Source organism: Leptotrichia sp. HSP-342 (assembly GCF_041199995.1).
Lineage (GTDB): Bacteria > Fusobacteriota > Fusobacteriia > Fusobacteriales > Leptotrichiaceae > Leptotrichia > Leptotrichia mesophila.
On sequence record NZ_CP165646.1, the window covers coordinates 1 to 12,243 of the forward strand.

The following is a 12,243-nucleotide window of genomic DNA, read 5'->3' on the forward strand; positions in this document are numbered from 1 at the left end:
ATGGATGTTGTGAAATTGTGGGAAAAAATTAAGAAAATTATGAAAAAAAGAGTTAATGAAGGGGAATTTGAGCTGTTTTTTGAAAATGTGGAGGCAACTAAACTTGAAGAGAGTGTCTTTACTCTTACTTGTAATTCGAAGCTAATAAAGGAAAATATGGAAAAATATAAAAGCCAGATGGAAGAAATTATAGAAATTGTGACAGATGAAGAAGTTACGATAAACTTTGAGATAAAAAAACAGGATGTAATGTCATATAAGCCTGAAACTCACAGTTTTCCAAAAGAAACAATGGAAAAAGCTTCACTTGTTCACACAGGACTAAATCCGAAACACAGGCTTGATAATTTTGTTGTTGGTGAAAACAGTAAGCTTGCATATAATGCCTGTCTAGCAGTTGTAAAAAATCCAACGGTTTATAACCCTCTTTTTATTTTTGGAAGTTCAGGGCTTGGAAAAACCCATCTTATGCAGGCTGTAGGAAATGCAATTTTAGAAAATGACCCAAGTAAGCGTGTTTATTACTCTACTTCTGAAGAATTTGCAAATGAGTTTTTTAAAGTTTTGAACAGCGGAAGAATTCAGCATTTTCGTGATACATTCCGTGCTTTAGATGTACTTCTTCTAGATGATATACAATTTTTTGAAAAGGTGTTTGGACGTGGAGAAGGGACTGTGGAAGAAGAATTTTTCCACACATTTAACAAGTTGCAGGAACTGGGAAAACAGATAATAATGATAAGTGATAAATCGCCAAAGGAAATAAAAAATCTGTCAAAACGTCTCGAATCAAGATTTTTGTCAGGCCTAACAGTGGAAATCCAAAGTCCAGGATATGAAACTCGTATGATGATTTTGAAAAACATGGCAAAAGCACAGGGAATCGAAATAGACGACAGCATTTTAGAATATATTTCAGATTCTCTTGATACAAACGTAAGAGAACTGGAAGGAACGCTTACAAACTTAAATGCCCGTGCAAAACTTCTAGATGAGGAGATAACATTGGAACTGGTTCAGGAAATGCTTATGCACAACGTAAAAAGAGAACAGTCAAAAGTAACAGCCAAAAAAGTAATAGAAATGATTTCTACACAATATGGTGTCAGCGTAACTGACATGAAATCCAAAAAACGTCAGAAGAAAATAGTGGAAACAAGACAAATTGCAATGTATCTGTTAAAGAATAATGATGAGCTGGATTTAAGCCTAACAGCAGTAGGGGGGCTTTTTGGAGGAAAAGATCACAGCACGGTTATAAGCAGCATTAGAAAAATTGATAAAAAAACGAAGGAAGATGTTGTGTTCAAAAAAGAAATTGAGGCTTTAAACAAGAAGATTTTCAGAACTTAAAAAAATTGTGGAAAATGTGGAAAGAATGTTGAAAATTTTGTGGCGAAAAAATGATAATATTTTAAAAATTATCCACAGTTGAAAAAGTTTTCTACATAGATTGTTTTTATAAAAAAATTTTAGTAAAAAAATTAAATTATATTTAATAAAATAAATTGTAAAATTGTAATGTGGAAAAAGAAAAATCAATTTCCACTATATGTTGAAAATTTTTCCACAAAAATTGTGGAAAAAAATGATTAAAAATATTATGTTAAAAGAAATTTTGTGTAAAACTAAAATTTTAATGTGTAAAACTAAAATCATAATATCCACAAAAATAAACAAAATTTTCCACATTTGTGGATAACTTAAAAATTATTAGTTTCAAATTAAATAATAATTATAATAAAAGAATAAAAATAAAAACATATAAATTTTCTCCACATAAGTAAAAATTAACTTCACAATTCTATGTGGAAAAAAATTTACAAAAAAATTGCTAAAAATAAGAATATATTGCAATTGTGGAGAAGATGTGGAAATATTTATGGGAAAGGTTTTCCACGGATAAATGAAGTTTTTCACAGGGAAATTAATGATTAGTTTGGTTAATGGTTGATTTTAATATTAGTGCAAATTTACTAAACAAAATATGAAGATAAATTATGGAGGGAAATTAATGGAAAATATAGATAATGAAATTGAAGAAGTTGTTATAAATACTGAATTTATAAAATTAGATCAGCTTTTGAAGTGGGCAAATTTTACAGGTTCTGGAGTGGAAGCAAAAATGTTTATTTTGAATGGAGAAGTGAAAGTAAATGATACTGTGGAAACTAGACGTGGGAAAAAAATTTATGATGGAGATGTTGTGGAGTTTGCTGGGGAGAAAGTTGTTATAAGATCAAAACATTAAATAGTTTGCTGATTTAATAAAAAGATAAATAATAGTGAAATTAGGCTGTAGAGAATTTAAGGGGAGATTGTTATGAAAAAAGGTATAGGAATTGGAATAGAAGATTTTAGTGAAGTAATAAAAGAGAATTGTTACTACATTGACAAAACAAAATGGATAGAGGAAATTTTAGAGGATAAATCAAAAATAAAGTTATTCACACGTCCAAGAAGATTTGGGAAAACGCTTAATATGTCGATGTTAAAATATTTTTTTAATGTTGAAAATAAAGAAGAAAATAGAAAGTTATTTAATGGACTCGATGTTGAAAAGTCTGAATATATGTCTGAACAGGGGCAATATCCAGTGATTTTTATTTCATTGAAAAGTATAAAGGCAAAAACTTGGGAGGAAGCGATACAGGAAATTAGACTGTTAGTTTTAGAATTGTTTTCTGAGTACAAGTATCTTTTAGAGGATTTGGATGAATATGACTTGCCTAGATTTAAGAAGTATTTACTGGGCAATACAGATTTTTCTGAGTTAAAAAATGCCTTGCTGTTTTTAACTAGAATATTATTTCAGAAGTATAAAAAAGAAGTTATCTTATTAATTGATGAATACGACAGTCCTTTGATTTCTGCTTATGAACATCATTATTATAGCGATGCCATCGCATTTTTTAAAGTATTTTACGGAGAAGCGCTGAAAACTAACCAGTATTTAAAAATGGGAGTTATGACTGGGATTATAAGGGTTATTAAGGCTGGAATATTTTCTGACTTGAATAATTTACGAGTTTATTCTATTTTAGATAGACAGTATCCTGATTTTTTTGGATTTAATGGTGAGGAAGTTGAAAAGGCACTTAAAGATTTTGATATTGAATACAAACTTTCTGATGTCAAGTTATGGTATAATGGCTATAAATTTGGAAATTCCGAAGTATATAACCCTTGGAGCATTTTAAATTTCTTAAAAGATGGGAAGTTAGCTCCTTACTGGATTGATACTTCTGGGAATTTCTTGATTAATCAGATTTTGAAAAATACAGATTCTGAAATTATGGAAACTTTGGAAGCTCTTTTTAATGGAGAAACTGTTGAAGAAAATATCAGTGGTAATTCCGATTTATCTAGTTTATTGGGGCAAGAGGAAATTTGGGAACTTCTTTTATTTAGCGGATATTTAACTATTGATGAAAAAATTGGGGAAGACTATGAGGATGTGTATTCCTTGAGACTGCCTAATAGGGAGGTAAGGGAGTTTTTTAGGAAGAAATTTATTGATGTAAATTTTGGGGAAAGTATGTTTAGAAAAGCTATGGAAGGGCTTAAAAACCTTAAATTTGATATTTTTCAAAAATATTTACAAAATATTTTATTAAAATCAACAAGTTTTATGGATACTAAAAATGAAGACTTTTATCATGGATTAGTCTTAGGAATGATGTTTTATCTGGATAATCATTATTATGTAAAATCTAATGAAGAAAGTGGCCTTGGAAGATATGATGTTGTAATTGAGCCAAAGAATAAGAATAATAGAGGGTTTGTTCTGGAGTTTAAAGTTGTGAAAAATGAAGATGATTTGGAGAAAGTTTCGGAAGAGGCGATAGAGCAGATAATAGAGAAGAAGTATGATATTGGGTTAAGAGATAGAGGTATTAAGGATGTTACTTTTGTTGGGGTTGCTTTTTGTGGAAAAGTGGTAAAAGTCAGTTACAGATAGTTATAGTGTGAAAGGGAAGAAATAGCGATGTATTTGGATCAGATTAGTTTTAATAACTTTCGTTGCCTTGCGGATGGGAAGTTGAAGTTTGACAGGTATTTTAATTTAATATATGGGAAAAATGGACAGGGGAAGACATCGCTTATTGAGGCTGTTCATTTTTTGGCTACTGGGAAAAGCTTTAGGACTAAGAAAGTGAAAGAGATTCTCAAGTATAATTTGAACAGGCTGATTGTATTTGGGAAATATAAAAATAAAGATTTATCGGAAAATGCTATTGCTATTGATGTGAATGAGGATAAGAAAGATTTTTATATTGATAGGGAAAAAGATAAATATATAAACTATGTGGGGTTACTTAACATTATTTCATTTATTCCTGAGGATATTGAACTGATTATTGGGAATCCTGGTGTTAGGAGAAACTTTTTTAATTATGAGATTTCGCAGGCAAAAAAAGAGTATTTACAGTCGATTGTGAATTTTGAGAAAATATTGAAGGTGCGGAACAAGCTTATAAAGGAAAAAAAGACTGGCGAGGAAATTTATAAGATCTATAACGAAAAATTTATAGAGGAAGGGCTAAATATTGTTTTAAATCGGCAGGAATTTATAAAAAAAATATCAATTTTATTAAACTTGAATTATCGTAAATTATTTGATGAAAATTCAGAATTAAAATTGAAATACGACTGTTTTCTTGGGGATGTGGAAAAGAAGACTAGAGAAGAGCTAAAGGAAAAATTTGAAGTGCTATGTAAAAGGAAAAGTGAAAGGGAAAAATTTCTTGGATACAGCCTGCTCGGTCCTCAAAAAGATGACTTTATCTTTGAGCTGAATGGGAAAAATGCAAAGGCATATTCTTCACAAGGGGAGAAGAAATCTATAATATTCTCGCTAAAAATTTCAGAAATTGATATTTTAATAAAGGAAAAAAAGGAATATCCGATATTTCTGATGGATGACATTGCTTCATATTTTGATGAAGTGAGAAAAAAAAGTATTTTAAGTTATTTTGTAAATAAAAAAATCCAATGTTTTGTAACTTCGACAGAGGATTTGGGAATAGAGGGGAAAAAATTTATTGTGGAAAAGGGGAAGATTATTAATGAGTAAAAAGGGGCTGAAAAATGGAAGGAATTAAGGATTTAAAGAATTTGGCACTGGAAGCAATTGAGAAAAGAAGTTCGCTTTTGAAAAATGAAAAATATATTTTGTGGAAAATCAAGAAAAATTGGAAGCAGATTGTGAGTGGGCCAATTGGTGAGAAAACTTATCCGAAAAGTCTATTTAATGGAAATCTTGTTGTGGTTATCAATGATGGTGTTATTTACCATACGACGATAATATATGCGGAAAATATAAAGAAAAAAGTAAACACATTTTTGAATGGGAAATTTTTGGAAAGTATTGAATTTTCGAAGATAAATTACAAAATAAAGCGAGATTTGCTGGATGAACTTATTGAAAATGAGGAAAATAGAGGGACAATTCGAACTGGAGAAATTTTAAGAGGAAATGGCAGGGAAAAAAATAGAAATATTGATTCTGAAAATAAAATTGTAGAAAAAGTAAGGGATATTGTGCTTTTGCCTGAAGAAGTTAAGGAAATTCATGAAAATATTGACAAAATTGATAAAAAGTATGAAGATATTGCCAGAAGGCTGGAAAAAATTGCAATAAAACTGAAAAAAAGAGAAAAATACCTAAAAAATAATGGATATATTGAGTGCGAAAACTGTAAAATTTTATTTTTGCAGGAAAACAGCGAGAAAATGTGCTTTGAGTGTAGAATGAATGAAAAAAATCGAAAATTTCAGAAAATGGCTGATTTAATAAGAAATAAACCGTATATTTCTGAAAAACAGGCAGTCCGAATGACAAATACTGACAAATCTACATATTATAAGGCAAGAGACATCTTGGCACAGCAGACTTACAACGATATGCTTTATTACTGCCTTGAAAAAAACAGGGAAATTTCTTTAAATGAAGATTATGAATTTGAAATTCGGAGTGAGTCAAGGGAAGATGTGGAAAGATTTATAAAAAATTATGTAGACTATAAAATTGGGAGCGATAATGAGGAAGTTTTTAAGGTTGAGAGAAAGTGGGCTTTGAGAAGGTTAAGAAAGGATATGAAATTTAGGCTTGAGAATAACAGGAGATATTGATTTTATACTATTTTTTATTTTGTTAAAAAATTACAATTATTCATCAAAATATGTTAAAATAATATAACTTGGATAAAAATAGTATTATTAAAAAAAACAGAACTTTAAAATTTTAGATATTTTTGTGACAAGTGAGGTAAGTGCAAATACATATATTAACAAATTTGAAAAACCAAAATCTAGTTTTGAAAATAATCAGTCAAATGCAAAACATATCTGGCATATTGTGCATAGTAGCGACTACTAAGGAATATGCTGAGATTGTAAGGCTTTCTCGACAAAAAAATGCAGGATGGCTGATGATAACGGATGACATTATGCCAAATCCGTATGATATGAAGTCATCTGAATTTATAGAAATGGTAAATATGATTAATAATTAGTTTTTATCAGTTGATTTTAGAAAAGTTAAAATATAAATGGAGAAAAGATGTATATAGAAGAATTATTAAAAGAAGCGGATAAATCAATGGAAAATTATAAGTATGAGGATGCACTTATGTATTTGAAGTCGGTACTTGAAATTGATGAGAGTAACTATTCGGCGCTTATGACACTTTCTAAGATTTATTCAGACTTTGGAATGTTTGAACAGGCGAAAGAATATGCTGAAAAATTGCAGAAAAAGTATCCTGATAGCAGGGATACGCTTTTTACGTTGGGATTTGTCTATCAGTCGCTTGGACGATTGAAAAAGGCGATTTCACTTTATAAAAAATTTCTGGAAATAGAAAAAAATTATTTTGTGTATCTGAATATGGGAATGTCCTACGCTTTATTAAAGTATTATAGAAAGGCGATAGAAAATATTGACAAGGCAATAGAAATGGAGCCTGAAAGTTCAGAAGCATATATTGAGAAAGGCGACTGCCTTACAATGATGGGCAAATACGATGAGGCAATTTATGAATATACAAGACTTTTAAATGCAAAATTTAACGAGGTGGAGGAATTTTCACTTTACGCACGGATGGGCGACACAATGGCGTATTCAAATAATATAAAAGGAGTTGTAAAATATTATAATATCGCTATAAATTGTGAAAATGTGGAAGATTATATATTTGAAGATTATTTTGAGATATTGTTTAGAGCGGAGGAGTTTGAGGAAATAAAACTTCTGCTTTTAAATTATGAAAATGCGACGAATGAGAATAAAGGGCTTTCAAGAATAAAAATGCTAAATTTGCAGGGAAGATTTTTTGTGAAAACGGAAGATTATGAAAATGCACAGAAGGTTTGTAATAAGATGATTATTTTAGAACCTGAAAATTCTCGTCATTATATGAATTTAGCATACGTGCTGGAATTGCAGAATAAATATGATGAAGCACTTGAGTATGTTGACAAGATGGATAAATTGGTAGAAGACAAAGAGTTTTTGAAGGAATTGAAAAAAAGATTAAAGAAAAATAAGAGAAAATTTGAAAGGAAAAATGAGAAAAGGCTTGAAAAAAATAAAAGCGAAAAAATTTAGAAATTATGAGGATTTTAAATGGAAGAAAAAAATTATGAAGTTAACAAAAAATATGATGAGAAAATATTGATAAATGTACTGAAAAATTTTGATAAAAGCGGAGAATATGTTGTAGAGCCAGGAAGAAATGAAATAAAAAAATTTGAAATAGATATTAAAAATAATTTGGAAAAACAAAATAATAAGAGTGAAAACCTTGAAACCAAAAAGATGATAAATATAAAAAAATTTAAACAAAAAGATTTTATTACAAACTTTTTCTACAGGTTTAAAGGCTCAAAAGCAAAGCGTTCTTATGAATATGCAAAAAAATTATTAGAATATAAAATAAAGACGCCAGAGCCAATCGCATATTTTGATGACTTTGTAAATAAAAATAATAAAAAGAACAGTTATTATATAAGTGAGGAATTAAAATATGATTTTACCTGTCGGGAAGTTTTCTGGCCTGAGGATATTGAGCGGGACAAGGCTGAGCAGGGAGAAAACTACAAGATAAGCGAAGAAACCGAAAGAATGCTTGCAAAAGTAGAAAAAAATCGTGAAAAAATCATAAGACAATTTGCAAAATTTTCGTTTGACTTGCATGAAAACGGTGTGGAATTTGAAGATTATTCACCAGGAAATGTACTGATTAAGGACAAAAGTGGAAATTACGAGTTTTATCTGGTTGACTTAAATAGAATGAAATTTGGAGTAAAACTGAATCTGGATAAAAGAATGAAAAATGTTTCAAGAATGATGGAAGATGAAAAAATAGCTAGAATTTTTGCAAACGAATATGCGAAGTACTGCAAACAGAGGGAAGAGCTGGTTTTTAGATATTTGAGGTATTATATTAGAAAACACAAAAGTTATGTGTATTTTAAGGATATTACTCGTCCAGTAAGGAATGTTTTTAAAAAGAAGAAGTGAATTTATTTAATAATTTTAAAAAGTAAAAGATTTTATCTTTAAAGTTTTTATCACAAAGTATTTTTATAAATGATTTTTTATTACAGATATATTTTTTTATAATTATTTTTTATTTCATTTTTATGTTTTTTCTATTTTTATAAAGCAAAGGGGAACAGTCGCCATCCCCTTTGCAAACCCGGCTCGTCTAAGTATTTTTTTGAAATAAAATTGAAACTCGCTTTTTAACAAAAGTTATTATCAACTCTTTAAACTAATTAAAATTTGAAGAGTTTGAAAAAGCTCAGACAGTCAATTTCATTCCAAAAAAATCACGACAATTTTAGTTTAATTATAATAGATTCAAATATCAAGCAAAATTTCGTTAAAGAAAAAATAACTGTTTGAGATTTTGGAGAGAATTTTAAATTATATAAAGTTATTTGTATTAAAATAAACTTAATTCAAAATCGAGTTTTATTTTTTCTTCATAATAAAGTTTTGGGTAAAGTGGGGTGGTTCGTAGAACGTTTCGCTATTATCTCTAAGTAGTAGTCAGTTAAATATGTTAAAGTAACTGTTATTGCGAAAAAGGGCATGGCGTCTGATGCCCTTACGTTAAAAAAGATTTAAGAAATATAAAAGGGAAAAAATTACTAATAAAATTAATAAATAAAAATTTAAGATTATAAAAAAGCCTTTTAGAATTAGAATTTAAATAAGTTTAGCAAAAAAATAATAAGTTGAAAGGAAAATTTAAAAAATGAAAAATTATGACATAATTGTTGTTGGAGCGGGGCATGCTGGGGTGGAAGCTGCTCTTGCAGCGGCAAGACATGGACTGAAAACAGCGTTGTTTACGATATATCTTGACAATATTGCAATGATGTCGTGCAATCCATCGGTTGGAGGTCCTGGAAAAAGCCATCTGGTGTCGGAACTTGGAATGCTTGGCGGAGAAATGGCAAGGCATATTGACAATTACAATTTGCAGTTAAAGAACTTGAATCATACAAAGGGATTAGCGTCTCGGATTACACGGGCTCAAGCCGATAAATACTGGTACAGGGTTAAGATGAGGGAGATTATCGAAAAGCAGGAAAATCTCGATTTAGTGCAGGGAATTGTTGTAGATTTGATTGTAGAAAATAAAAAGGTTATGGGAGTTGAAGACAATCTTGGGATAAAATATGGGGCAAAGGCTGTTGTTCTATGTACTGGAACGTTCTTAGGCGGAGAATATGTAATGGGAGATGTAAAATATTCGTCAGGGCGGCAAGGAGAGCCTGCGAGTGTAGATTTGCCTGATAGACTAGTGGAATATGGCTTTGAGCTGGATAGATACCAGACTGCCACTCCTCCGAGAATTGCCAAATCTTCAATCGATTTTTCTAAAATGGAAGAATTAAAGGGAGAAGATAAGCCACGATATTTTTCTTACGAAACAAAAAAAGAATATAATTCGACTTTACCAACTTGGCTTACATTCACCACACCTGAAACAATAAGAGTGGGACAGGAAATGCTTAAATATTCACCAATTGTTACAGGAATTGTAAGTACGAAAGGTCCACGGCACTGCCCTTCCCTTGACAGAAAGATTATGAATTTTCCAGAAAAGACAAATCATCAGATATTTCTGGAGCAGGAATCTGTAGAATCAGATGAAATCTACATAAACGGATTTACGACAGCAATGCCTCCATTTGCACAGGAAGCAATGTTAAAGACAATCAGTGGGCTAGAAAATGCCAAAATTGTGCGTTATGGGTATGCTGTGGAATATAACTTTGTACCTGCGTATCAATTAAAATTAACTCTTGAAACAAAAGTTCTGGATGGACTTTACACAGCGGGAACGATTAATGGAACGAGTGGATATGAAGAAGCAGCCTGTCAAGGATTTATGGCGGGAGTGAATGCTGCGAGAAAAATTTTAGGAAAAAAGGAAATTGTGATTGACAGAAGTGAGGGATATATCGGTGTTTTGATAGACGATATAATAAATAAAAAAACACCAGAGCCTTATCGTGTACTGCCTTCAAGAGCTGAATACAGACTGACTTTGCGTCAAGACAACATTTTTATAAGACTTTTGGAAAAATCGAAGGAAATTGGGTTATTAAATGCTGAAAAATTAACCGAACTTGAAAATACGTGTCAGGAAATTGAAAATGAAGTTGAAAGATTGAAAGGAATTACGGTTTATCCGACTAAGGAAAATAATGAAAAATTACTTGAAATTGTAGAAAAACAAAATCAATCTGAAAGTACGGAAATTGAAAAAACTAGTAAAAATAGCATGAACAGCCCTGTTTCAGCTTTTGAATTTCTTGCGAGAAAAGAAATTAACTATAATAATTTAAGTGAATTTGTGGAAACTGTGAAATTGTCGGATTTAGCGAAGGAGCAAGTGGAAATAAATGCGAAATATAACGTATTTATTGAAAGGGAAAAGGCACAGATTGAGAAATTTAAAAAACTGGAAAAAATGATAATTCCAAAGGATTTTGACTATGAAAGCGTAAAAGGACTTAGCAATATCGCTATTTCTGGGCTTATATATGGACAGCCTGAAACGATTGGGCAGGCTAGCAGAATTAGTGGAGTTACTTATAATGATATTTCGCTTTTAATTGCGATTTTGAAGAATTGATAAAATTTTTAAGAGGATTGACTATAATTTTATTGAAACTGTGTATTGTAAAGATAAGGATGAGAATAGAGTTTATTAATTTGTAAATTCAGTGAAATGGATTATTGTGTTTGGAAGTAGAATTTTGGGATTCTGCTTCTTTTTTTGTAAAAATGTCATAATTTTGTCAAATTTTGGGAGTAAGATATATTCAGAGTTAAAGGGAAAAAGGAGACATAGAAATGTGGATTGTATTTGCATTTGCTTCGGCTATATTTGCAGGATTGACGGCAATTTTGGCAAAAATAGGAGTAAAAAATGTTGATTCGAATGTTGCAACAGCTATAAGGACAGTAATAATTGTAATATTTGCAGGTTTTATGGCTTTTATGACTAAAGGTTATGAAAGTGAGCTAACATTAAAATCCTTAACTTTTCTTATCCTTTCAGGAATTTCGACAGGGTTATCGTGGCTATGCTATTTTAAGGCACTTCAGGTTGGAGATGTGAATAAAGTTGCTCCAATTGATAAATCGAGTACAGTATTAACAATGATTTTAGCATTTTTATTTTTAAGAGAAGCGTTAACGGTAATAAAAATCGTAGGTATTTTGATGATTGGTACAGGAACATATCTTATGATAGAAAAAAAAGAAAATACTAGTTATGAAAATACTGGTAAAAAATCATGGTTATTTTATGCTATCTTATCAGCAGTATTTGCTGCTCTTACTTCAATACTGGGAAAAGTTGGAATTACTGGAATAGAGTCAAATTATGGAACAGCAATAAGGTCGGTTGTTGTACTTGTAATGGCCTGGATTGTAGTTTTTACAGCGAAAAAGCAAATAGAAGTAAAGAATATAGATAAAAAAACATTTATATTCTTGGTTTTATCGGGAATTACAACAGGATTATCATGGCTTACAATGTATCGGGCATTGCAGGATGGACAAGCTAGCGTTGTAGTTGCTATTGATAAATTGAGCATTTTGTTTACTGTGGCATTTTCGTATGTTGCATTTAAGGAAAAGTTGAATATTAAATCATTTGCAGGATTGATAGGAATTACAGTTGGAACTTTAATTCTTTTGATTTAGAG

Annotated in this window: 10 protein-coding genes; all 10 read left to right on the top strand. The window is 30.4% G+C overall.

From position 1 onward, the window contains the following. The 10 genes from dnaA to AB8B23_RS00050 all read left to right on the top strand — a co-directional run bounded on the left by dnaA (position 1) and on the right by AB8B23_RS00050 (position 12,241). Positions 1 to 1,353 (top strand): chromosomal replication initiator protein DnaA, encoded by a 1,353-nt coding sequence (gene dnaA, locus AB8B23_RS00005; protein ID WP_369712916.1) that lies wholly within the window; start codon positions 1 to 3, stop codon positions 1,351 to 1,353. 661 nt (positions 1,354 to 2,014) lie between these two features. After that, the gene (gene yaaA / locus AB8B23_RS00010) at positions 2,015 to 2,251 is read left to right on the top strand and encodes a S4 domain-containing protein YaaA (protein WP_369712917.1); all 237 of its coding nucleotides are present in this window, start codon (positions 2,015 to 2,017) and stop codon (positions 2,249 to 2,251) included. Between the two features lie 72 nt (positions 2,252 to 2,323). Next, positions 2,324 to 3,961, top strand: coding sequence for an AAA family ATPase (locus AB8B23_RS00015; protein WP_369712918.1), 1,638 nt, complete (start codon positions 2,324 to 2,326; stop codon positions 3,959 to 3,961). Positions 3,962 to 3,988: 27 nt separating this feature from the next. Beyond that, positions 3,989 to 5,077: a DNA replication/repair protein RecF gene (gene recF, locus AB8B23_RS00020; RefSeq protein WP_369712919.1), complete on the top strand. Its 1,089-nt coding sequence runs from the start codon at positions 3,989 to 3,991 to the stop codon at positions 5,075 to 5,077. Between the two features lie 14 nt (positions 5,078 to 5,091). Next, positions 5,092 to 6,135 carry a DciA family protein gene (locus tag AB8B23_RS00025; protein ID WP_369712920.1) on the top strand — a complete coding sequence of 348 codons (1,044 nt, stop codon included), beginning with the start codon at positions 5,092 to 5,094 and terminating at the stop codon, positions 6,133 to 6,135. Between the two features lie 140 nt (positions 6,136 to 6,275). After that, positions 6,276 to 6,518, top strand: a complete 243-nt coding sequence (locus AB8B23_RS00030; protein WP_369712921.1) for a hypothetical protein — start codon at positions 6,276 to 6,278, stop codon at positions 6,516 to 6,518. Positions 6,519 to 6,565: 47 nt separating this feature from the next. After that, positions 6,566 to 7,612 carry a tetratricopeptide repeat protein gene (locus AB8B23_RS00035; RefSeq protein WP_369712922.1) on the top strand — a complete coding sequence of 349 codons (1,047 nt, stop codon included), beginning with the start codon at positions 6,566 to 6,568 and terminating at the stop codon, positions 7,610 to 7,612. Between the two features lie 18 nt (positions 7,613 to 7,630). Beyond that, positions 7,631 to 8,527: a hypothetical protein gene (locus tag AB8B23_RS00040; protein ID WP_369712923.1), complete on the top strand. Its 897-nt coding sequence runs from the start codon at positions 7,631 to 7,633 to the stop codon at positions 8,525 to 8,527. 742 nt (positions 8,528 to 9,269) lie between these two features. Then, positions 9,270 to 11,162, top strand: coding sequence for a tRNA uridine-5-carboxymethylaminomethyl(34) synthesis enzyme MnmG (gene mnmG / locus AB8B23_RS00045; RefSeq protein ID WP_369712924.1), 1,893 nt, complete (start codon positions 9,270 to 9,272; stop codon positions 11,160 to 11,162). Between the two features lie 221 nt (positions 11,163 to 11,383). Continuing rightward, a complete protein-coding gene (locus AB8B23_RS00050; RefSeq protein ID WP_369712925.1) occupies positions 11,384 to 12,241 on the top strand; it encodes an EamA family transporter in 858 nt (285 codons plus the stop codon). Positions 12,242 to 12,243 lie beyond the last annotated feature (2 nt).

What these genes read in the sequence shown, in the direction of transcription:
- dnaA (WP_369712916.1), top strand. Translation starts at nt 1, where the DNA reads ATGGATGTTGTGAAATTGTGGGAAAAAATTAAGAAAATTATGAAAAAA.
- yaaA (WP_369712917.1), top strand. Translation starts at nt 2,015, where the DNA reads ATGGAAAATATAGATAATGAAATTGAAGAAGTTGTTATAAATACTGAA.
- AB8B23_RS00015 (WP_369712918.1), top strand. Translation starts at nt 2,324, where the DNA reads ATGAAAAAAGGTATAGGAATTGGAATAGAAGATTTTAGTGAAGTAATA.
- recF (WP_369712919.1), top strand. Translation starts at nt 3,989, where the DNA reads ATGTATTTGGATCAGATTAGTTTTAATAACTTTCGTTGCCTTGCGGAT.
- AB8B23_RS00025 (WP_369712920.1), top strand. Translation starts at nt 5,092, where the DNA reads ATGGAAGGAATTAAGGATTTAAAGAATTTGGCACTGGAAGCAATTGAG.
- AB8B23_RS00035 (WP_369712922.1), top strand. Translation starts at nt 6,566, where the DNA reads ATGTATATAGAAGAATTATTAAAAGAAGCGGATAAATCAATGGAAAAT.
- AB8B23_RS00040 (WP_369712923.1), top strand. Translation starts at nt 7,631, where the DNA reads ATGGAAGAAAAAAATTATGAAGTTAACAAAAAATATGATGAGAAAATA.
- mnmG (WP_369712924.1), top strand. Translation starts at nt 9,270, where the DNA reads ATGAAAAATTATGACATAATTGTTGTTGGAGCGGGGCATGCTGGGGTG.
- AB8B23_RS00050 (WP_369712925.1), top strand. Translation starts at nt 11,384, where the DNA reads ATGTGGATTGTATTTGCATTTGCTTCGGCTATATTTGCAGGATTGACG.